The organism is Kaistia terrae, assembly GCF_026344005.1.
GTDB classification, from domain to species: domain Bacteria; phylum Pseudomonadota; class Alphaproteobacteria; order Rhizobiales; family Kaistiaceae; genus Kaistia; species Kaistia terrae.
The window spans coordinates 94,850-114,485 of record NZ_JAPKNH010000002.1; the positions used below are offsets into that span (position 1 = coordinate 94,850).

Annotated in this window: 17 protein-coding genes; 8 read left to right on the forward strand and 9 right to left on the reverse strand. The window is 63.8% G+C overall.

Annotated features, from left to right (window positions below; translation table 11 throughout):
* Nucleotides 1–27: 27 nt before the first annotated feature.
* The 7 genes from OSH12_RS05615 to OSH12_RS05645 all read right to left on the reverse strand — a co-directional run bounded on the left by OSH12_RS05615 (nucleotide 28) and on the right by OSH12_RS05645 (nucleotide 8,879).
* Nucleotides 28–1,503, reverse strand: a complete 1,476-nt coding sequence (locus OSH12_RS05615) for a metal-dependent hydrolase family protein (RefSeq protein WP_266342544.1) — start codon at nucleotides 1,501–1,503, stop codon at nucleotides 28–30.
* A gap of 60 nt (nucleotides 1,504–1,563) precedes the next feature.
* Nucleotides 1,564–3,087 carry a TolC family protein gene (locus OSH12_RS05620; RefSeq protein ID WP_266342545.1) on the reverse strand — a complete coding sequence of 508 codons (1,524 nt, stop codon included), beginning with the start codon at nucleotides 3,085–3,087 and terminating at the stop codon, nucleotides 1,564–1,566.
* Nucleotides 3,084–4,898 carry an FUSC family protein gene (locus OSH12_RS05625; RefSeq protein WP_266342546.1) on the reverse strand — a complete coding sequence of 605 codons (1,815 nt, stop codon included), beginning with the start codon at nucleotides 4,896–4,898 and terminating at the stop codon, nucleotides 3,084–3,086. Before OSH12_RS05625 ends, OSH12_RS05620 begins: the two co-directional genes overlap by 4 nt.
* Nucleotides 4,899–4,965: 67 nt before the next feature.
* A complete protein-coding gene (gene mdtN, locus OSH12_RS05630) occupies nucleotides 4,966–6,015 on the reverse strand; it encodes a multidrug transporter subunit MdtN (RefSeq protein ID WP_266342547.1) in 1,050 nt (349 codons plus the stop codon).
* A 3-nt stretch (nucleotides 6,016–6,018) separates the two neighbouring features.
* Nucleotides 6,019–6,363: a YtcA family lipoprotein gene (locus OSH12_RS05635; RefSeq protein WP_266342548.1), complete on the reverse strand. Its 345-nt coding sequence runs from the start codon at nucleotides 6,361–6,363 to the stop codon at nucleotides 6,019–6,021.
* Between the two features lie 281 nt (nucleotides 6,364–6,644).
* The gene (locus OSH12_RS05640) at nucleotides 6,645–7,565 is read right to left on the reverse strand and encodes an AEC family transporter (RefSeq protein WP_266342549.1); all 921 of its coding nucleotides are present in this window, start codon (nucleotides 7,563–7,565) and stop codon (nucleotides 6,645–6,647) included.
* A gap of 180 nt (nucleotides 7,566–7,745) precedes the next feature.
* Nucleotides 7,746–8,879, reverse strand: coding sequence for a cupin domain-containing protein (locus tag OSH12_RS05645; protein WP_266342550.1), 1,134 nt, complete (start codon nucleotides 8,877–8,879; stop codon nucleotides 7,746–7,748).
* A 538-nt stretch (nucleotides 8,880–9,417) separates the two neighbouring features.
* On the opposite strand from OSH12_RS05645, the gene OSH12_RS05650 reads away from it, so the two are divergent.
* The 4 genes from OSH12_RS05650 to OSH12_RS05665 all read left to right on the forward strand — a co-directional run bounded on the left by OSH12_RS05650 (nucleotide 9,418) and on the right by OSH12_RS05665 (nucleotide 13,898).
* A complete protein-coding gene (locus tag OSH12_RS05650) occupies nucleotides 9,418–10,125 on the forward strand; it encodes a helix-turn-helix transcriptional regulator (protein WP_266342551.1) in 708 nt (235 codons plus the stop codon).
* A gap of 255 nt (nucleotides 10,126–10,380) precedes the next feature.
* Nucleotides 10,381–11,784, forward strand: a complete 1,404-nt coding sequence (locus OSH12_RS05655; protein WP_266342552.1) for a glutamate decarboxylase — start codon at nucleotides 10,381–10,383, stop codon at nucleotides 11,782–11,784.
* Nucleotides 11,785–11,865: 81 nt separating this feature from the next.
* On the forward strand, nucleotides 11,866–12,987 hold the full coding sequence (locus OSH12_RS05660) for a linear amide C-N hydrolase (RefSeq protein WP_266342553.1): 1,122 nt from the start codon (nucleotides 11,866–11,868) through the stop codon (nucleotides 12,985–12,987).
* 74 nt (nucleotides 12,988–13,061) lie between these two features.
* Entirely contained in the window at nucleotides 13,062–13,898 is an 837-nt protein-coding gene (locus OSH12_RS05665) for a hypothetical protein (protein ID WP_266342554.1), read from the forward strand.
* Nucleotides 13,899–13,930: 32 nt separating this feature from the next.
* On the opposite strand, the gene OSH12_RS05670 is transcribed toward OSH12_RS05665, so the two are convergent.
* Both OSH12_RS05670 and OSH12_RS05675 read right to left on the reverse strand, forming a co-directional pair.
* Nucleotides 13,931–14,815 (reverse strand): hypothetical protein, encoded by an 885-nt coding sequence (locus tag OSH12_RS05670; RefSeq protein ID WP_266342555.1) that lies wholly within the window; start codon nucleotides 14,813–14,815, stop codon nucleotides 13,931–13,933.
* A 176-nt stretch (nucleotides 14,816–14,991) separates the two neighbouring features.
* On the reverse strand, nucleotides 14,992–15,942 hold the full coding sequence (locus OSH12_RS05675; RefSeq protein WP_266342556.1) for a LysR family transcriptional regulator: 951 nt from the start codon (nucleotides 15,940–15,942) through the stop codon (nucleotides 14,992–14,994).
* Between the two features lie 93 nt (nucleotides 15,943–16,035).
* Between OSH12_RS05675 and OSH12_RS05680 the strand changes: the two genes are divergently transcribed.
* The 4 genes from OSH12_RS05680 to OSH12_RS05695 are packed head-to-tail and all read left to right on the forward strand — an operon-like array spanning nucleotide 16,036 to nucleotide 19,625.
* Nucleotides 16,036–16,944 (forward strand): dioxygenase family protein, encoded by a 909-nt coding sequence (locus tag OSH12_RS05680; protein WP_266342557.1) that lies wholly within the window; start codon nucleotides 16,036–16,038, stop codon nucleotides 16,942–16,944.
* A gap of 4 nt (nucleotides 16,945–16,948) precedes the next feature.
* On the forward strand, nucleotides 16,949–17,908 hold the full coding sequence (locus OSH12_RS05685) for a VOC family protein (RefSeq protein ID WP_266342558.1): 960 nt from the start codon (nucleotides 16,949–16,951) through the stop codon (nucleotides 17,906–17,908).
* Entirely contained in the window at nucleotides 17,905–18,564 is a 660-nt protein-coding gene (locus tag OSH12_RS05690; protein WP_266342559.1) for an alpha/beta hydrolase, read from the forward strand. The genes OSH12_RS05685 and OSH12_RS05690 overlap by 4 nt, the downstream gene beginning before the upstream one ends.
* A complete protein-coding gene (locus tag OSH12_RS05695) occupies nucleotides 18,561–19,625 on the forward strand; it encodes a maleylacetate reductase (protein ID WP_266342560.1) in 1,065 nt (354 codons plus the stop codon). The genes OSH12_RS05690 and OSH12_RS05695 overlap by 4 nt, the downstream gene beginning before the upstream one ends.
* The last annotated feature ends 11 nt before the right edge of the window (nucleotides 19,626–19,636 follow it).

The window sequence follows — 19,636 nt, forward strand, 5'->3', positions numbered from 1 at the left end:
CCGGCGCCGGCGCACCGGGGCGGTGGCTCACGCGTTGAGCGTGTTCTTGTAGACGGTGCCCGCCTTCATGATCAGCTTCATGCGATCGGGATCTCCGATGATGCCGATTTCCAGGGTGGGGTCGCCGTCGACAACGAGAAGGTCGGCATGGGCGTTCTTTTCGATCACGCCGATCCGCCCGGGATAGGGGTTCTGGGAGCCGGAAAGCGCGAGCAGATCGCCGTTGCGGCCCGTCACCAGCCGCAGCACGTCGACATTGGACATGAAGCGCGCGATCTTGGCGAGCTGCCGCCCCTGGCTCTCGGTCTTGGCCGGACTGAACAGGATGTCCGTGCCGACGGCGGTCTTGACCGAATATTTCTGGCAGAGCTCGAAGGCGCGCACCGTGCCTTCCGAGATCAGCCGCTGGTCGGCCTGCTGGCGAGCGGTCGCCTGCGGGTTTGCGTCCTCGTCGGCGAGGAAGGGTTGCAGGCTCCACCAGGCACCGGCATCGGCGATGCGCCGCGCCGCCTCGTCGTCGGCGAGCTGGCCGTGCTCGATGCTCTGCACGCCGCCGGCGAGCGCCCTGGCTATGCCGGCCGGCGTATAGACATGGGCGCAGACATAGGTGCCCCAATCCCCGGCTGCGTCCACGGCCGCGCGAATTTCGGCATTCGTGAACTGGATGGAGCTCAGTGGATCGAACTGCGACGAGACACCGCCGCCGACCATGATCTTGATCTGGCTGGCGCCCTGCAACAGCTGCTCGCGGGTCCGGAGCAGCATATCCGGGACGCCGTCCGAGATGATGGAGATGCCCACCTGTTCGGCGGGGCTTAGCGGGGACGTGGCCGTGTGAGGACCGTCGAAACGCGCGCGGAAGTCGCCATGGCCCGAGGTCTGCGAAATCATCGCGCCCGAGGGATAGATGCGCGGGCCGGGGAAGCGGCCTTCGTCGACGGCGCGCTTCAGGGCAAAGGATGGGCCGCCGACGTCGCGCACGGTGGTGAAACCGCGCATCAGCGTGCGTCCAGCCTCCTGCGTTGCCAGGAGATGCAGGTAACCGGCATCCGCCGTCATCGCCACCATCTGCGGCAGGGCGGCGAGGAAGGTGTGCCAATGCGCGTCGATCAGGCCCGGCATGATGACCTTGCCGCTGCAATCGATCACCGTCGCATCGGCGACGGGCTGGCCGTGCGGGATCAGATCGACGATGCGCCCGTTCTCGATCACGATGTCCCGGCCCTCGATCAGCGTGGCCGAGAGGCCGTCAAAATGCCGAGCATTGGCGAGCACCCGTTTTCCCGAGGCTTCTTGCGCCATGGCTGGTGCAATTCGCCCCAGGGAGCCGGCAAGGCCGCCTGCCAGCAGGGTGCCGGCCAGTCCCTTCAGCATCGAGCGGCGGGAGAGACCCTCCTCGACGGCGCGATACACGCGCTGGGCTTCCGGCCCGTGACAAGGGCAGGGAGCCATTCCATGCTCGCCTGCCAGATGCCCGTAGCGCGTTCCAAATCGGCTCGTCATGGTGTCTCTCCTGGTAGGTCGGTTCGGTGCCGTCATCGGTTCGCTGGGTGGCCGAAAGGTCTACCGCTGCGTGACGGAATCGCCCGACGTCATGGCGCCGAGAACGAAGGCGAGATTGGCTGCCGCGACGAGCGAGGCGGTGTAGCCATCGGCCTCGCCCTGCCGTGCTGCCAGCAGGCCGCTATTGGCCGCCGTTGCCGTCGTGATGTTGCCGATGCCGACACGATAGGAGTCGAGCGCGGCGTCGTAGGTGACGGCCGAGGCCTGGGTCAGGGCAGACGCCGCCCTGTGGGAGGCGAGGGCCGAACGCAGCGCTTCCGTGCTGACAACGATTTCCCGCGCGGCCGCGTCGCGCGTCTTCTCGAAAGTCGCAGCGCTCGCGGCGGCGAGCGACTGCGCATTGGCCAGCTGTGCCTGCCGGAGACCGCCGTCGAAGAGCGGCAATGTGGCGCCGATCATGACGCCCGAGGCGGAGGCCTGCTGGCCGATTGTCGGCAGGCCCGAATCGCTCAGATTGGTGTTGCCGGTCGCGGCCACAGCGCCGAGGAACACCTTGGGCATGAGCTCCGCCTGGGCCGCCTTGATACCGGATTCGCTCGCTTTCATGGCGGAGAAGCTGGCGAGGACGTCCGGCCGACGCGTGAGCGCCGCCTTGATCATCGCCTCTGTCGGTTTGCCGACATCCTGCGGCAGACGTCGGGAGCCGGGCTCCTTGATGCGCATTTTCGTCATTGGCGAGACACCCATTGCCCCGAGGAGGGCTTGATAGGCATCCTTTTCGGTGCCCTGGGCCTGCACGAGGCCGAACTGCGCCTGGGCCACGGCCTGCCGCGCCTGCGCGAGTTCGACCGTGGTGCCGATACCCTTCTGGGAGCGTGCCTGAGCCGCGTCTTCGATCTTGCGGCTGTTGGAGAGGCTCTGTTGTGCAGATTGGACGCGGTTCCGCGCGGCGCCATAGAGGAAGTAGCGTTGCGTGACGTCGTAGATGATCGTCTGGTGCGCGCCGTTGAAGAGGACGTTGGCGGCATCCGAATTGTGCCGCGCCGCCGTATGCAGCGCGCTGCGCTGGCCGAAATCGAAGACGAGCCATTGCAGGGCGATCTGCGGCGATACGCCATCGACAGAAGTCGTAACCTGATCCCGGCCGTTGATCGGGATCGGTAGTGGCTGCGTGACCTCCTGTCGTCCCGCAATCACATTGGCCGAGATGAAGGGGAGATAGGTCGCCTCGACCATGCCGGCCGCCAAGGCAGCCTGCCGCGCCTGCTGCCAGGCGACGCGGGTCAGCGGATTGCGGGTCTGGGCGATGTCGATGAGTTCGGCAAGCCCGTATGACTTGTCGCTGGATATGCCCGGCGTCGGCTGAAGAGCGGAAACCTCCGGCGGGCCCTCGACGCCGAAGTCGGCGGTGGGGCGTGCCGTCCCGGTGCTCGATCCGGTCGTCTTCGGTTGCCAGGGCTTGGCAGGATCGGGCGGCGCATTTTCCAGCATCTGCGTGGTGCATGCGGCAAGCACCGTGCAGAAGAGCGCCATCGCGCCTTGTCGCCGGAGCGTTCGAAAGCCGAGGACCGAACGCCAACTCATGCCGCCAACTCCTCGGTAAGATTTTCGATCCGTTTGAGCCGGGGCGCGATCTCGCCGGATGGCGTGCCGTCGGGTGGTGGCATCGTTGTCGGCGCCGTCTCGTGCTCTGAAACGCCGATCCGGCGCGCCAAATAGGAGAGCCGGTCGGCTACGCCCGCTGTCTCCTCGGCGCTGAACATCAGAACGGGCAACAGCGCGCGCGTTTCGTCGGTCAGCCGCTCGGCGTCGGCGATGCGCGCGTCGGAAGGGCGCCGCGATGCCGGCTCGAAGGGGAGAAGGGCCAGCTGCTGGTAGGCAGCCTCCATTTCCGTCTCGACCCTGTCGGCTTCGGCCAACGCCACCGATCGTGCCGGTCGGTCGAGCCGCGCCAGTTGGGCCAGCGCCTCAAGGGCGCGCGCCAGTCGCTCGCGGGCTTCGACCACGGCGCTCTTTGACCAGAGTCCGGTGAAAAAGAGATAGACCACGACGTTGCCGAGAAGAATGCCGATGATGCGGTCGCGGCCCGATTCCATGCTGAGATTGGGCGAGAAGCCGTTCAGGACGGTGAGCAGGAAGGCCAGGCCGATCTGAACGCCCGCATAGGAAATGCGCTCGCTGCCCGTCGATACCCAAGCGGCGACGAGAATGGCGCAAAACACGAGCGCCATCAGGCCGCCGACCGATTCCAGATGCGGGATCACGAACAGGATGGACAGGAAGCCCATCGAAGCACCGATCAGGCAGCCGAGAATGCGCAGCGTCAGCTTGTGAACGGTTTCCGCCGTGGTTCCGAGCGCTGCGACATAGCAGGTGATCATGGCCGTGTGGATGCCCTGCCAGTTGATCAGCGAATAGATCAGGTAGCAGCTGATCGCTGCTGCGGTCGTCTTCAGCGCATAGCGTTGATAGTCGGGATTGGTAAAGGCATCCTTAGCCAGAAATGGCGGGTTCGCGGGCTTGGCGTCCGATCCGCCGTTCGGCATCGCGAGGTCGTCCAGCATCTTGCCGATCGTATCGAGTGTCGGCTGGCCTGTGGGCGTCGCGTCTGTCCGGCCTGTCGGGCGATTTCCCGCGGTGATCGTCGCGACGGCGGCCCGGCAGCGGCGCGCAAGATCCGCGCGGACGTCGCTCGCGGCGTCGGCGGGCAGGGCAGCGACGGCGAGCATCAGGCGATAGCTGTTCATCGCAGCGCCGCGGAGCCATGTGACGGTCCCGCCGGGTGCCGTATGGAAGATCGTGGCCAGCATGCCGCGCTTGCCGACTTCGGCATTGCCCTCGGAGAGAGGGGCACGGAGCGCGGCGGCGCCGGCCGGGCCGGGCTGTTCGAGCGCGGTGGCGGCGGCAGAAAGCCGTTCCGTGACCGTTTCCCTCAGCAGGCGGTGTGGCGAGGTGCCGAAGATGAGGTTGAAGACGATCATCATCGCCATGGGCACGCAGGCCATCTGCCAGGCATAGAGCAGGCCGCGCGTGACGACCTCTCCCGCCGGGACCTGATCGACCAGCGACAGGATGAACGCGATGACGAGCGCGATGATGGAGCCGATCTCGCCGAGCTGCGAGGCAGCGCCGAGAAAGACGAAGACGAAGGAGAATGCTGCCATCAGCAGAATGCGGAGAAAGGCGGAATCGGCCGTCGCTTCCACCAGGGACGCCATGCCGAGAACGACGACGCTGGCCAGTATGATCAGGCCGATCGCCTGGCCAACGCACTCGGCGCCGTTCGGGCGGGCCAGGAAGATGATCAAATAGCAGCCGATCGCCGATTCCGGGATCTTGTAGATCATTGCGACGCCGGCGAAGAGCGCGCACAGCAGCGCGATGCGCCAGGCCATCCCGAACCGCCCGGGGAAGGGCTGAAGATCCGACCAGGCCTGGCGGACTATCGCCCACCAGGCAGAGTTAGCAGTCCTGTCCATGATGCACGGTCACCGTCGCGGAGGCGCCGATGCGCATCAGGTTGTCTGGCGGATCAATCAGGCGGACGCGAACCGGGAAGCGTTGCGCGACCCGTACCCAGTCGAGACTTTTCGGCACGATCGGCAGGGCGCGCGGCAGGTTGATGACTTCCTCCGACATGACGCCCCAACTGGCGCCCTCGACGCGTCCCTTGATCGGGAGCGTCCGGTCGGCGAGGGCATAGACGGTTGCACAGTCGCCGATCTGGATGGACGGAAGCTCCGTTTCGAGGAATGTCGCCGACGCATACCAGGCGTCGGTGTCGATCAGCGTGAAAACGGACTGGCCCGTCAGCACAAAATCGCCCGGCGAAACCGTCAGGCCCACCACCTTGCCGGTGAAGGGCGCATGAACCTCTGTGTCGGTGAGCGCGCGCTCGGTGATGGCGAGCGCCGCCTTGCGCGCCGCGACGAGGGCTGCCGCCGCCGCGACATCACTTACAAGGGACTCGGCCGCTGCTTCCTGATGGCGCGCCTGCCGGAGGCTCACTTCGGCGTCGCGCTTGGCGGTCGCTGCATCGTCGACCTGCTGGGCGCTGACATAGCCCTTGGGTCGCAGGGACTGGAGGCGGGCAAGGGTCTGGGTCGCCAGATCGAGATTGGACTGCGCGCGCGTGATCTGTTCGCGGGCGATAACCGCGTTGGAGCGCTCGGCGCTGACCGCGCGCTGCTTGTCGGCATAGGCCGCTTCCGCGATCTGGAGGTCCGCCGCTGCCTGCGCGACCTGCAACTTGTAGGGCTCGGCATCGAGCGAGAACAGAAGTTCGCCCTTCGTGACGGCGCCGTTTTCCTGGACCGCAATAGTCGCAATTCGGCCCGGAACGGCAGAGGCGATCTTTGCGACATTGGCGCTTAGAACAGCGTCCTGCGAGAGGGGGTTGCGGTCGGCGTTGGCGAAATATTGTCGGCCGAGAACCACCGCGGCCGCGAGGATGGCGAGACTGACCAGGATTCCGGCCAGTTTTCCGATCAAGGACTTGCGTGCTGGCGTCACCCACTACCTCCCGAAGCCGAGCAGCGATACGGAGAACCCGATCGCTGCGGCGACGGCCACGTATACTGGCAGGCGAATGGGGAGCACGTCGTCGAGCCCGAGAGGAATGAAGATCAGTCGCACGACGACGGCCCCGAGAATGCCGGCGAGCGCGCAGGCGAGCCAGGATGGGAAATAGGCTCCATACATGGCAATCGTGGGCGCCCCGGCGTTCGTGCATCCGCCGAGCAGCAGGGCGGCGCCGAACAGGGTCGCCAGCCGGCCGAACGCCATGCGAACCGGGTCGGTCTGGAGGACGATCTCTGCGTCTCCGGCGCCGCGTATGGATTTAGCTTCGTTCGAGATCATCAATTGAACCGCAGAAAAGGTGGCCCCTGAGACGGAAGGGAGGGCTCCGGACTCGCTCGTTAGTCGATGTGTCATACCACGACAACTATAACAACCAGTCGCACAAGGCTTTATCGCTGAGCGATTCAGCGAATGGGAATCTCGGCCTCATAGAGAGCCCTCGTATTCAGAACGACGGTCAGATTCGGCGGCCAGCACCCGGTCTTGCCGCGCCGGACCATCAAGGTTCCTAGCGACAAGACCGGGTGTTTCACGCGCCGGCTAGTTTTGGGCTCTTTGGCTTAGTTCGATATCGCCCTGACGATTGCTATCCACGCAGGCGCGGCGGCTGCGAACAGCACCGTGGTTGTGATCAGCGTCGACGAACCCAGCTCGACATAAAGCTGATAGCGGCCGGAGAGCACGATGCCGGTGAAGAGCGTCGGCAAGGCGACGAGCAGCACAAGTTGCTCAAGGTGCGCACCCGAGATGCCGAAGGCCAAGGCCAGCATCAGCATCGCGGCGGGAGCCAGCACCAGCTTGACCAGCGTGTTCCAGAGGACCTCGGCATTGACGGTCAGCTTGTGGGCGGAGAGCACGAGGCCGGCCGCGAACACGGCGATACCGGAATTGGCGTGGGCGATCAGGCTGAGCGGCGGCAGGAACCAGCCCGGGACGTGCACGTTCAGGAGCACGAGAACGACGGCGATCAGCGGCGAGAGCACCACCGGCTGCTTGATCGCGTTGACCAGCGCCGCGCTGGGCTTCTGCCCCTCCGGGGCGATCAGGAAGATGGCGATCGGCACCATGATCACGTTGACGATCAGGGCGACGATGGCAACCGTCAGGCCGGCCTCGGCCCCGTATATCGGCGAAAGCACCGCGATGCCGAGAAAGCCGACGGTCGGTGCTCCGGCGACCAGGCTGGCAATGCCGGATTCCCGATGATTGTGCTTGAACACATACATCGCCGCGAGGAAGACAACGACCTGCGAGACGATCAGCACGATGAAGGTCGAGAGCAGCATGTTCCATTCGGCGAACAGCTCCGCCCGTGTCGAGCGCACGATCGACACGAAAAGCGTGGCCGGAAGGCAGTAGTTCAAGACCACCTTCAGCAGCGCGCCGGCCTGGTCCTGCGTGAAGGCGCTTCTCCTGCCCGAGAAATATCCGAGCGCGAGAACGAAGAAGATTGAGACGATGTCCTGGATGATCGCGGTCATGTGTCGAGTGTCCGGAGGTTGTTCGCCGGCAAAAGCCAAGCTTGGTGGACCGCGAACGCGACCGGGAATCGGCCGAGGACGGGAAATCCTTTTGCGATGAGGGCAAGCGGCTGGGTCGCAGGCACCCTGGCGGCATGACCGGCGGAAGAATCCGCCGGTCATGCCGGATCAATTAGGTGCTTAGCCCGGGACGACCTTCCGGTCGGTCTGGGTCAGTGCGTCCATCAGCACGCTATCGACGTCGAGATGTCCCTGAACCAGCGACTTCGGCGTCAGCGCCATCCAGTGGCCCAGCGATATGTCCCTGTAGACGTCGGTACTGAATACGTTGATCACCTGCATCGGCTCGTCGCCGATGTTCTCGATATAGTGGCCGAGCGCCTTGGGCACGCAGCCGACGTCGCCTGCCTGGAAGTCGAAGGTGCGCGCGGCGTTCACCGCGTTGAACACCGTCATCCGCGCCTTGCCCTTGGTGTAATACTGCAGCTCGTCCGCGTCCGGGTGCCAGTGCATTTCCCGCATGGCGCCGGGCTCGAGATCGATGATCAGCGCCGAAAGCGACGTCGCAGGGAAGAGCTTTGAATCGATGACCTTGGTCGATCCGCCGGGGAAACTGGTCGAGGGAGCATCGGCGTTGCGGAACACATAGCTGCCGACCATCGACTTGGCGTTGAGCTCCTTGCGAACTTCCTCGATCGGGCCGGGAACCGGCAGGCGGAAGATGTACTTCTCGGACTTCGGAATGTTGTCGAAGGCGGTCTCCGGCACGCCGAAATTCTTCGCCAGAACCTCGCGCGGCGTGTGGGCCATCCATTCGGTGATCAGCAGCGTCTCGTTTTCGGAGAAATTGCCGTCGTTGAAAACCAGCAGGAACTCGGTGCCTTCCTCGAGACCCTGGATCGCATGCGGGATGCCGGCCGGCGCAAACCACATGTCGCCGGGGCCAAGATCTTCGACCAGCGTGTTCCGATCGGAATCAACAAGGTAGAAGCGCACCCTTCCTTGCAGCACATAGGCCCACTCGGCCTCCTTGTGCCAATGCATCTCACGGACGACGCCCGGTCCGAGACGCATGTCCACGGCGGCGAGCGACTTCAGCGAGCCCATTTCGCGCTGCGTGACCTCACGCGCCCAGCCGCCATCTTCCATGCGGTTATGAGCGAGCGAGAAAGGAAACTTCAGGTTCGGGATGCCGCCATTGTCGGTCTCGGGCGGCATGAAGATGTCGGGGTTTTGCGCCTCGATCTCAGGATTGCGCGGGCCAACCATGGTTGCGCCCTGCGTGCCGCGGATCGGTTGTGGCAGATCGGTCATCGAGATTCCCTTTTTGAAGATGACGGTCAGGTGTGGCGGATGCAGGCATGCGACCGGGGAAACAAGCTTGGTGCGCTGACGTCGATGTGTTCCACGGCCTCATCGAAGCGCCGTCGAGAGTATCGACATTGGGGCGCAAGTATCGACATGGGAGCGCACATGACGGCCGCCCCCGCTCGCGGATGTTATCGCGCCGTGGCCTTGCAGCACCACGGCTGCAGCTCGACACCGGTGACCAACTGCCTGTTGTCGGCGAGAAGGCGTTCGTCGCCTTCATCCAGAAGTAATGAAATGATCGCACACCCCAGCGAAATATCACGCTCAGAACAAAAAATTGAAGCTCGAATTTCACAGAAAACCGATGCAACACCCCCATTGTTCAAGCTTATGGGCGGCAACAGCCACAGGTCAACTGCCCGTTCGAACGGTTGACCTGAATCGTGCTCCATGCTAAATTTTATAGATTATAAATTTTAAGTAATACTGTAAATATTATTACGATTGCTAAGTATATTCAGTGCGAGTTGCGGATTTGAATTTGCTTGAAATCACATCGGGGGTTGTGGCGAGCATATGCAATGCGGATGACAAGCATGAGTTGCGCAGGGCTATCAACGCGTCTGCTGGATTGCTGGGATTCGATAGCTTTAATCTCGGATGCGAAAAGCGCGCCCAGCGCGAATTCATGACCAATCCGACCTTGACCAACTGGTCCTATGACGACCTCGTTGCCTATGAACGAGACGGGTGGTCCGAGCGTGATCCACTGCTGGAATATGCGGCGACCGGTACCGGTCCTCTGTACTGGCAGAGGCCCACCTGGAAGGTGCGGCACGATGATTATCTGGAATATATAGAGCACGCCGGTATTTTCAGCGGCATTACAATCCCGATGGGCGGACAGTCGGGGATGGTTGGCGCGTTAACGTTTCTGTCGTTTGCGGACAGAGAGCATGACAAGGATGCTGTCCATGCCGCGACGATTATCGGAATGGTCGCCAAGGAACGCGCGAGGTCGCTGGGTCTGTTTTCCGGAGATGCGCCCGCAGTAAACGGAATGTTGCAGTCGCTCTCCTCCCTTCAGCGTGAAGTGCTCAAATGGATTGCGAATGGAAAATCCAACTCGGAGATCGCGATCATCGTCGGCCAGTCGAAGCGCTCGGTTGACTATCATGTGATCGAAATCCTCAAGAAGCTGGCGGTCAGTTCGAGGGCCCAGGCTGCGGCGTTCTACGCGTCCCTCTGATCGACCTGTTGGGAGGGACGTCTTCATGCCCCGAAACGGCGCTCCTTCTTGCTTGTCGCGGGCCCCTGCTATCCTGCGGAACGGACGAACGGCTCCCGCTCTCCGCGCTCTTGCGAATGGTCGCCGGCACTTACGAGGACCCGGGCTGAAGGCGGTGCGGCCGCGTCTGCATCCCGCTTTTGCCGGCCGGAGCCACAGCGGCGTTAATCGGGTCCGGCCATGTCTTCACTACCTTTCTGGGAAGGGCGAATCTTGATGTCAGAAACCTTGGACTCCGGTCTGCGTGCCGATCTTCTGGACGATATCTATGGGTCCACGGACCTTTCGGGGAGCCTGCCGAAGTTTGCGTTCCCCGCGGAAGAGCGGCAGCCGCGTCACGTCTTCAATTCGGTACGCGACGAACTCATGCTGGACGGAAACTCGCGCCAGAATCTCGCAACCTTCTGCCAGACTTGGGTCGATGACGAGATCCGCGATCTGATGGCGCTGTCGATCGACAAGAACATGATCGACAAGGACGAATATCCGCAGACGGCCGAGATCGAAGCGCGCTGCGTGGCCATGCTGGCGGATTTGTGGAATTCGCCGGATGCTCGCACGACGATCGGCTGCTCGACGGTCGGCTCATCCGAGGCGGCCATGCTCGGTGGTCTGGCGCTGAAGTGGCAGTGGCGCAAGAAGCGCCTCGCCGCCGGCCTTCCCGCCGACAAGCCGAACCTGATCTGCGGTCCCGTACAGATCTGCTGGCACAAATTCGCGCGCTATTTCGACGTCGAGATCCGCGAGATCCCGCTCGAGGGCGATCGGCTGATCATGAATGCCGAGGAGGTGCTGAAGCGGGTGGACGAGAACACCATCGGCGTCGTGCCAACCATGGGCGTCACTTTCACCTGCCAGTACGAGCCGGTGAAGGCGGTCAGCGATGCGCTCGACCGCCTCCAGGCGGAGAGGGGGCTCGACATCCCGATCCACGTCGACGGCGCCAGCGGCGGCTTCCTCGCCCCATTCTGCGCTCCCGACATCGCCTGGGATTTCCGCCTGCCGCGGGTAAAGTCCATCAATGCGTCTGGCCACAAGTTTGGCCTGTCGCCGCTGGGCGTGGGCTGGGTGGTGTGGCGCGAAGCGGCCGACCTGCCGGAAGAACTCGTCTTCAACGTCAACTATCTCGGCGGCAACATGCCGACCTTCGCGCTGAACTTCTCCCGTCCCGGCGGGCAGGTGATCGCGCAGTACTATAATTTCCTCCGGCTCGGCCGTGAGGGTTACGCCAAGGTCCACAATGCCTGCTATTCGACGGCGCAGTATCTGGCGCGCGAGATCGCGGCGATGGGCCCGTTCGAGATCCTGTTCGACGGCGATAGCCAGAGCGGCATCCCGGCGCTGTGCTGGAAGCTCAAGGACGAGGCTGGCATTGGCGGCTACACGCTCTACGATCTCGCCGACCGCCTGCGCAGCCGCGGCTGGCAGGTGCCGGCCTATTCGATGCCGGCTGACCGCCAGGATCTCGTGATCCAGCGCATCCTGGTTCGCCACGGCGTCAGCTTCGACCTTGCCAATCTGTTGCTGGAAGACCTGAAACGAAGCCTGGACTTTTTCGTGAAGCATCCGGTCGCAAAGCCGATGACGGGTGAAGAGGCGAGCGGCTTCAACCACAACTGAACCGGCTTCCAATGCCTGGCCCACGAGGGGCTGGGTATTGGCAGGCTGTCTGTCAAACCGATTACGGAGAACAGTGCAGAGATGTGCACGTCCCTTGGCTACAAGGATGCCAGCGGCAAGGTCTATTTCGGCCGGACGCTCGAACTGACCGTCGATCTGCCCTACCAGATCACCTATTTTCCCGCCGGCTTCGAGACGATTTCGGAAGTCGAAGGCGATGCGCCACTGAAATACAGCGCGCGCTTCGGCGTTCTGGCGGTGGCGATGCCCTGCCGCGTGCCGACAGCGGACGCGCCGATCGAGATTGCCGATCTGAAGGTGCTGGAAGGCCTGAACGATCAGGGCCTGACCTTCAGCCTGCTGTCTTACCCGACCGCTGCCGGCAAGCAGCAATCAGCGGAGGTGACGAAGTCGGTTCTGTCGGCGTCCGATCTCGGGAGCTGGGCGCTCAGCCAGTTTGCGACCGTCGCCGAGGTCAAGGCGGCCTTGGCCGATCAACCGATCGCCTTGCAGCCGCTGGCCTTGCTTGGCGGCGTCGTATCGCCCTTCCACTATGTCGTGCATGACGCGACCGGCGCTTCGCTGGTGATCGAGTTCGATCACGGCGTCATGACGGTCTACGACAACCCGGTCGGCGTGATGACCAACGGGCCGAAGTTCAGCTGGCACCTGACCAATCTGGACAATTACACCTTCCTGTCCAATGTCGACCAGTCCTCTGCCACCTTCGGCAGCTACAAGGCGGCGCAGCCAGATTCGGGCATCGCCACGGCGGGCCTGCCATCCTCGAGCACCTCGGTCGGCCGTTTTGTCCGCGCGGCGTATTATGCGCAGTTCACCGAAAAGGCGGCGACGCCGGACCTCGCGGTGACGACGCTCGCCCATGTGATGAACAATTTCGACCGCCCGCGCGGCGTGTCGATCGACTATCCGAGCCAGAACGGTGGCGGTCATATGGAAGTGGCCGGGCTGGAGCAGAAGGGATCCGAGCCTTACGCGACAGAGTTCACGTGCTGGACGAGTCTTTCCGACCTCGACCGAAAGGTCTTCTACGTACGGGACTACAAGAGCCTCAACTTCACCTCGTTCGATCTGAAGGCGCTGGCCGAGCTGAAGGTTCCGGCCGTCCTGCCGCTCGATCGGCTTGATGAGGCCGGCGCGACCGACGCGACCGCGGTTCTGAAGGCCCCGAAGGCCGCCTGAGTGCCCATATCTGCATCCCATCGCCCCGCGATTTTTTCGCGGGGCGTCTACGTGGCTGACGCGAGGGTGGGCGCATGAACGTTTCGCCACGCGAGCCGGACGGCGGCGGGGTCCGCGGCGAAGGCCCTTGGCCGTTCGTCACGCGCTACAGCTTCATTCAGGCAGGGCGGCGAACCGTCCGGGGAGCGCGGCAGCATCGCAAGGGCCTGGGCGGCGAGGATGTCAACGCGCTGCCGTTCTGGCAGAGCGCGCGCTACAACTGGACCACAGGCGCCTTCTTTGCCGTCGGCTCGCTTCTGTTCATGCTGGGTAGCTTGCTCTCGCTGATCCCGACCGACGTGGCGCCGTCGACTTTTGCCATCAACGTCGTCTTGTTCCTCGGCTCGGTGCCCTTCACCATTGCCGGCTATCTGCAACACTTTCAGGCGGCGAACACGCCGGCCTTCCGTGCCGACGGAACGGTCGCGCGCGGCCAGGAGTCGATTGAACTGATCGGCTGGAATCCACGCAGTCCGGGCTGGCTCAGTACCTTTACGCAGTTCATCGGCACGCTCGCCTTCAACGTTAGCACCTTCAATGCCATCATCGTGTCCAACCGTGCGTTCGTGCAGGATCTGGCGGTATGGACGCCCGATGTGATCGGGTCTGTCCTGTTCCTCGTATCCGGCTATCTCGCTTTTCTTGAATCAAGCCATGGATACTGGAGCTGGAAGCCGAAGGATCTCGCCTGGCAGATCGTGTTCGTGAATCTGCTCGGCTGCGTCGCCTTCATGACCTCGGGTATCCTGGCCTATGTCCCGACGGGCCCGGAGGCGGCGTGGATCATCGATGCGTCGAACAGCCACCTCCTGCTCGGCGCGCTCTGCTTCTTCATCGGGGCTGTGCTGTCGATGAAAGAGAGTCGGGCATGAGGACCTTTTGCGCGCCTCGATAGTTCCGCTGGCTAGAACTTGAATGTCGCTCCGACAACCGGTCCTTGCATTGTCGTGTCGAACTTGAAGGGGCCGCTCTCATAGTCAACACCCTGCGCTCTATACCCCGCCATGGCCCAGATACTGTCGGTAAACTTGTATCCGACGCTGCCGAGCAGGTCCCAGGTGAATGTCGAGCCGCCGCTGCCAGCCAGGGCCCATCCGGCCAGAAAGAGGTTGCTGGTCAGGGCATATTGGCTTTTGACACCCACCATGGCGTCCACCCAGACTTCACTTTCGTCGACACTGGCGCTTAGGGCGCTACCCACAGCAAGGGTGGTATCGAGGTCGACGGCCCAAACACGCGCGCCCACCATCACATCCAGGTTCCAGTCATCCGTCTTGACGACGGAATATCCGACCATCGGAGTCCATTCGAACAGGTTGATGCCGACATCGATCTCAACCGGAAGGCTTGAGGGGCGGACTTCCCTTGAAAGATTAAGATCTATCAAGTCCGAGAACAGCACGAACCGATCGTATCGCGCTTCCCCGACCAGCATGCCGCCGAAATTAAGATCGTCGAGAAGATCCGAAAATGGTGCTTCCAGATGAACGGCCGGAATGCCGCGATAGGAAAGATCACCCGCTACGCCTGAAGCCCAGACATAAGGGGCGACGGTAAACTGCCACTGCTGCGGGGAGGGTATGGCCCGGGCAGCTTCCTGATCTTCAATGGCCGAAATATCGGCCGCCATCGCTGGGCCAGTTGGCATCCACATTGTGGAAACCACACAGCAGCTCAGTGCGTTCAGTATCGAGCGCCCAATTCCGAACGGCACGAGACGGTTGCGTGCCGGTTTCACCTTGGTTCGATTGTGCATCGTCGAAAGGGCAGGTGAAAAGTTCGAAAGCATTATTAAAAACGCCCGTAAAAAAGGGATGTGCAAATAACGTTGGACAGCAAAATCTGTACCAAGCCGACCAGGGCGAAGCTAGCCCTGGCGCGGGATCTCCGTTGTTTTTGCTCGTCCAGGGCACCCTTGGCAACCACGTGCAGGAGATCGGCCGCAGCCGGAAGCGTCCGTGTTGGCTAGCGGCCCCAGACGACGGCGTTTTCGTGACGCTTGATGATGTGTTTCAGGTTTTCGAAGGCGGTCGTGACATGCCCGGCGAAGCGCTCTGCCGCGGGTGAACGTGGGCCACCGACCCGGCGCAGGATGCCGAGCGAGCGGTTCGGCTGCGGGATTTCATAGGGCAGCACCGTCACCCGGTTTTCCTTGCGCTGGGCGAAGACGACCGAGAAGGGCAGTACGGCGAGCGCATCGGTCTCGGCCAGGAAATTGATGACGCTCATCAGCGACCCGCCGGAATAGCGCACGTTCAGATCCGACATGCCGATGCTCATCAGGATCATCTGCAGATCCGACATCAGCGGCGAGCCGGGCAGGGGCGCTACCCAGGGGAAGCTGGTCAGGTCATGCGCCTGCAGGCGGCGATTGCGCAGCAGCGGGTGATCCGGTCGGCAGGCGACGATATTGCGTCCCGGCAGGATTTCCGTGAATTCGAAGCCGGGCCCGAGGTCCAGCACGCCGATCGGCACGATGCCGAGGTCGATCTGGTGCCCTTCCAGAGCGGCGACCATCTCCGGTAGGTTGAGATAGCTCTGCTGGACGGTGACTTCCGGTTCCAGGTTCTGGAACTCGCCGATCATCCGGCTGATCATCGCATCCATGAAGAACGGCACGCCGCCGACGCGGACGACGCCCTTGGTGCCTTTCATGAAGCCCTGTACGGCATCCGACGCCTTGCGCGAGGCGGCGATGATCGTGCGCCCCTGGGCCGCCAGTTGCGAGCCGAGTGGCGTTGCCTGCAGGGGACGGCGCCCCTTGAGGAAAAGCGGTTCGCCGACACGCGCTTCCAGCATGGCAAGCGACCGGCTGACGGCAGGCTGGGTCAGGCCCAGCATCGCGGCGCCTTCCGATACGCCGCCGGCATCGAGCACCGCGGCAAGCTGCATGAGATGGCGTTCGTTCAATCGCATAGCAAATTGCTATACCGGGGAGCGTAGAACTCATCAAGAGTGGGACAGGGCCGTGCTATCCCGTTTGGCAAGGGGAAGGGAGGCCCCGGCGGAATGCACGGCCAGCACGAGGGTCCGCACGAGGAAGATTCCGCCGATGCAATCTCGGCGCAGGCGAGGGAATTCTCGCGGCGTCTGGACGCAATAGGGCAATCCCGTTTGGCAGCGGCCGCACAGGCGACCGTGGGTGGACTGCACGCGCTGATCGCGGAACTCCGTCCCTCCGGCGACGAATTCCGGCTTGCCATCGACTTTCTCACCGAGGTTGGCCACTACGCCGATGCGCGGCGGCAGGAATGGGTTCTGTTCGCCGATGTCCTCGGCGTGTCCTCGCTGATCGAGGACCAGAACAACCCGCGTCCCGCCGGCGCGACGCCCAACACCGTGGCCGGGCCGTTCTACCGCTCCGACGTCCCCGAGATGTCGTCCGGCGCGAATATTTCTCGCGACGGCAAGGGCGAGCCGCTGGATGTCTCTGGCCGGATCCTGGCCCTGGATGGTTCGGGCATTGGCGGCGCGACGGTCGAGGTCTGGCACGCCAATTCCGAAGGGCGCTACGAGAACCAGGAGCCGGACCGGCAGCCCGAATTCAACCTTCGCGGCCGTTTCCGCACCGATGCGCAGGGGCGCTTCCATTTCAAGACGGTGAAGCCGAAGGGCTACACGCTGCCGGCCGATGGGCCTGTCGGCCAGCTGATGTCGGCGCTCGGCCTCGGCCTCGAAAGGCCGGCCCATATCCATTTTCGCGTCTCGGCCGAGGGCTTCGAGACGCTGACCACTCACATCTTCGACCAATCCGATCCCGCGATCGGCCGGGATGCGATTTTCGGGGTCAAACCCGAACTCATGGCCGAATTCCGCGCGCTGCCACCCCTTGGAGGAAAGCGGAAGTGCGCGCTCGACCTCAACCTTGTGCTCTGCCCGAATCGGCAGGGCGAAACCGGAACCTCTGGGAGGAGATGAACCGATGGCCCGTGTAAGCGGCTACCACCACCTGACCATGTCGACCGACAGCGCGCAGGAAGATTTTGATTTCTACACCAAGGCGCTCGGCCTGCATTCGGTGAAGCGGACCGTCCTGTTCGACGGCGTGATCCCGGTCTACCACCTCTATTACGGCTCGCCGAATGGCGACGCCTCGACGATCATCACGACGTTCCCGTTCCGCAAGCCGGCGGTCTATGGCCGTCGCGGCACCAACCAGTCGCGCGCCATCCTGCAATCGATCCCGGTCGGCGCCGCCGATTTCTGGGTCGATCGGCTGAATGCACGCGGCATCGAAGCCGCCAAGATCACCCGCTTCGGCGCCACCCGCGTGGCCTTCGCCCATCCTTGCGGCATCCCGCATGAGCTGGTGGAAAGCGAAAGCGACCCGCGCGAGCCGATCACCAACGCCGCACAGGGCATCGGCAAAGATCACGGCATCAAGGGCATCTATGGCAGCGTCGTCGCCGTGATGGACCGCACCGCCATGGACGACTTCCTGACCATTGCGTTGCCGCTGGAGAAAGAGGCCGACAATCACGAGGGTCTCGTCTACCGCGTGCCGGACGCCTCCGGCGTCATCCAGCGTGTCGAGGTCATCGTCGACCGGGACAGCGCGCAGGGAACCTGGACGCTGGCCGGCGGCACGATCCACCATCTCGCGCTCAACACCGGCAACGAGGAAAACCAGCTGAAGCTGCGCGCGCATATCGAGGGCCTCGGCTTCACCGATATCTCCGAGCAGAAGGACCGCAATTACTTCAAGTCCTGCTATGTCCGCTCGCCGGGCGGCGCGCTGTTCGAGCTTGCCTGGACGACGCCCGAAGGCTGGGCCAAGGACGAGCCTCCGGGCGCGATCGGCAAGACGCTGGTGTTCCCGCCGTGGTTCAAGGATCGCGAGAGCGAGCTGCGCGAAGGCCTGGAGCAGGCGGAATTCGCATGATCCAAGGCGGCGGTCCGCTCAGGCTTGGCTCACGGGCCCCGGAGGCGAAGGCGATCTGCGTCTTCGTCCACGGCCGCGGCCAATCGCCGGAAGAGATGCAGTCCCATGTGCTGGCGCGGCTTTCCGCGCCGGACGTGGCCTTCGTCCTGCCGCGCGCCCCGCAGGGCGCGTGGTGGGATGCGCGGGCCGTCGATCCTCTGACACCGGTTGCGAGGGCGCAGCTTTCCGGGGCTCTCGACCATCTCGCCGCCGCCGTCGCCGCTGTGCGTGGCGAACTGCCGGGACGACCGCTGCTGCTGGCTGGCTTTTCGCAAGGGGCCTGCCTCGCCATTGAATATCTCTGCGCGGGGCTGCCGCCTCCGGAGGCGCTGGCCGCCTTCACCGGTTGCCGCGTCGGCGTTCCCGCCGATGGGCGCGCCGAGGCCGTGCCGGCCGGGCTGCCGGTCTATCTGTCCGGCGGCGACGCCGATCCCTGGATTCCCGTCTCTGCCTTTGCCGATGCGGCGCAGTCGCTCGGCCGTAAGGGCGCGAGTCTCCGCGCTGACCTGTTCCCGCGTCGGGGGCATGAGGTCTCGGATGCCGAGATCGCCATGCTGGGCGGGATCCTCACCGATCTGAGCGCCGGGCGCAGCCCGCGCATGGAGGCGGCGCGATGATGGACAGCTTCATTTTCCCGGGCCTGACGACGCGGGTTGTTTTCGGTGCCGGCACGCTGTCGCGCGCGCAGGAGGAAGTGCGCCGGCTCGGTCATGACAAGGTTCTGGTGCTGTCGACGCCGCACCAGAAGGCGGATGCCGAAAAGCTGGCGGAAAGCCTGGGAGACCTCGCCAGCGGTATCTTCGCGGGCGCCGTCATGCATACGCCGGTCGAGGTGACCGAGACGGCGGTGGAAGCGTTCCGCGCCAGCGGCGCCACAGCGGTAGTCAGTCTCGGCGGCGGCTCGACCACTGGTCTCGGCAAGGCGATCGCCGTTCGCACCGGCGCCGATCAGGTCGTGATCCCGACCACCTATGCCGGCTCGGAAATGACCGACATCCTGGGCGAGACCGCGTCCGGCGAGAAGACGACGCGCCGTTCGCCGGATATTCGTCCCGAAACGGTGATCTACGATGTCGACCTGACGCTGAGCCTGCCGGTCGGCCTAACCGTCACCTCGGCGATGAACGCCATCGCCCATGCGATGGAAGCGTTCTACGCGCCCGACCGCAACCCGGTGATCGAGCTGATGTGCCGCGACGCCATGGTCGCGTTTCGCGACGGCATCCCGCGCCTGATCGAGGATCCGCAGGACCGTAGCGCCCGGACCAAGGCGCTCTACGCCGCCTGGTGCTGCTCGACGGCGCTCGGCTATGTCTCGATGGCGCTGCACCACAAGCTCGCGCATGTCTTCGGCGGCTCGTTCGACACGCCGCATGCCGAAACCCACGCCATCCTGTTGCCCTACACCACCGCCTTCAACGAGCAGGCAGTGCCCGATCTGCTGCGCCCGATCGCCGATACGTTCGGCGGCGGCTCGGCCGGCGGCGAGCTATGGGATTTCGCGCAAACCGTCGGCTCGCCGATGAGCCTCAAGGCGCTCGGGATCGAGGAGAGCGATCTCGACCGCGCCACGGCGATCGCCGTCAAGAATGCCTACACGAACCCGAGGCCAATAGACCCGGGATCGATACGGGAACTCCTCCAGGCGGCGTGGGAGGGACGCCGTCCGGGGGGCTGAGAAGAAGCAAG

Coding starts and splice junctions, on each gene's coding strand:
- OSH12_RS05615 (WP_266342544.1), bottom strand. CDS start 1,503: ATGACGAGCCGATTTGGAACGCGCTACGGGCATCTGGCAGGCGAGCAT.
- OSH12_RS05620 (WP_266342545.1), bottom strand. CDS start 3,087: ATGAGTTGGCGTTCGGTCCTCGGCTTTCGAACGCTCCGGCGACAAGGC.
- OSH12_RS05625 (WP_266342546.1), bottom strand. CDS start 4,898: ATGGCCTGGCGCATCGCGCTGCTGTGCGCGCTCTTCGCCGGCGTCGCA.
- OSH12_RS05635 (WP_266342548.1), bottom strand. CDS start 6,363: ATGATCTCGAACGAAGCTAAATCCATACGCGGCGCCGGAGACGCAGAG.
- OSH12_RS05640 (WP_266342549.1), bottom strand. CDS start 7,565: ATGACCGCGATCATCCAGGACATCGTCTCAATCTTCTTCGTTCTCGCG.
- OSH12_RS05645 (WP_266342550.1), bottom strand. CDS start 8,879: ATGACCGATCTGCCACAACCGATCCGCGGCACGCAGGGCGCAACCATG.
- OSH12_RS05655 (WP_266342552.1), top strand. CDS start 10,381: ATGTCAGAAACCTTGGACTCCGGTCTGCGTGCCGATCTTCTGGACGAT.
- OSH12_RS05660 (WP_266342553.1), top strand. CDS start 11,866: ATGTGCACGTCCCTTGGCTACAAGGATGCCAGCGGCAAGGTCTATTTC.
- OSH12_RS05665 (WP_266342554.1), top strand. CDS start 13,062: ATGAACGTTTCGCCACGCGAGCCGGACGGCGGCGGGGTCCGCGGCGAA.
- OSH12_RS05670 (WP_266342555.1), bottom strand. CDS start 14,815: ATGCTTTCGAACTTTTCACCTGCCCTTTCGACGATGCACAATCGAACC.
- OSH12_RS05675 (WP_266342556.1), bottom strand. CDS start 15,942: ATGCGATTGAACGAACGCCATCTCATGCAGCTTGCCGCGGTGCTCGAT.
- OSH12_RS05680 (WP_266342557.1), top strand. CDS start 16,036: ATGCACGGCCAGCACGAGGGTCCGCACGAGGAAGATTCCGCCGATGCA.
- OSH12_RS05685 (WP_266342558.1), top strand. CDS start 16,949: ATGGCCCGTGTAAGCGGCTACCACCACCTGACCATGTCGACCGACAGC.
- OSH12_RS05690 (WP_266342559.1), top strand. CDS start 17,905: ATGATCCAAGGCGGCGGTCCGCTCAGGCTTGGCTCACGGGCCCCGGAG.
- OSH12_RS05695 (WP_266342560.1), top strand. CDS start 18,561: ATGATGGACAGCTTCATTTTCCCGGGCCTGACGACGCGGGTTGTTTTC.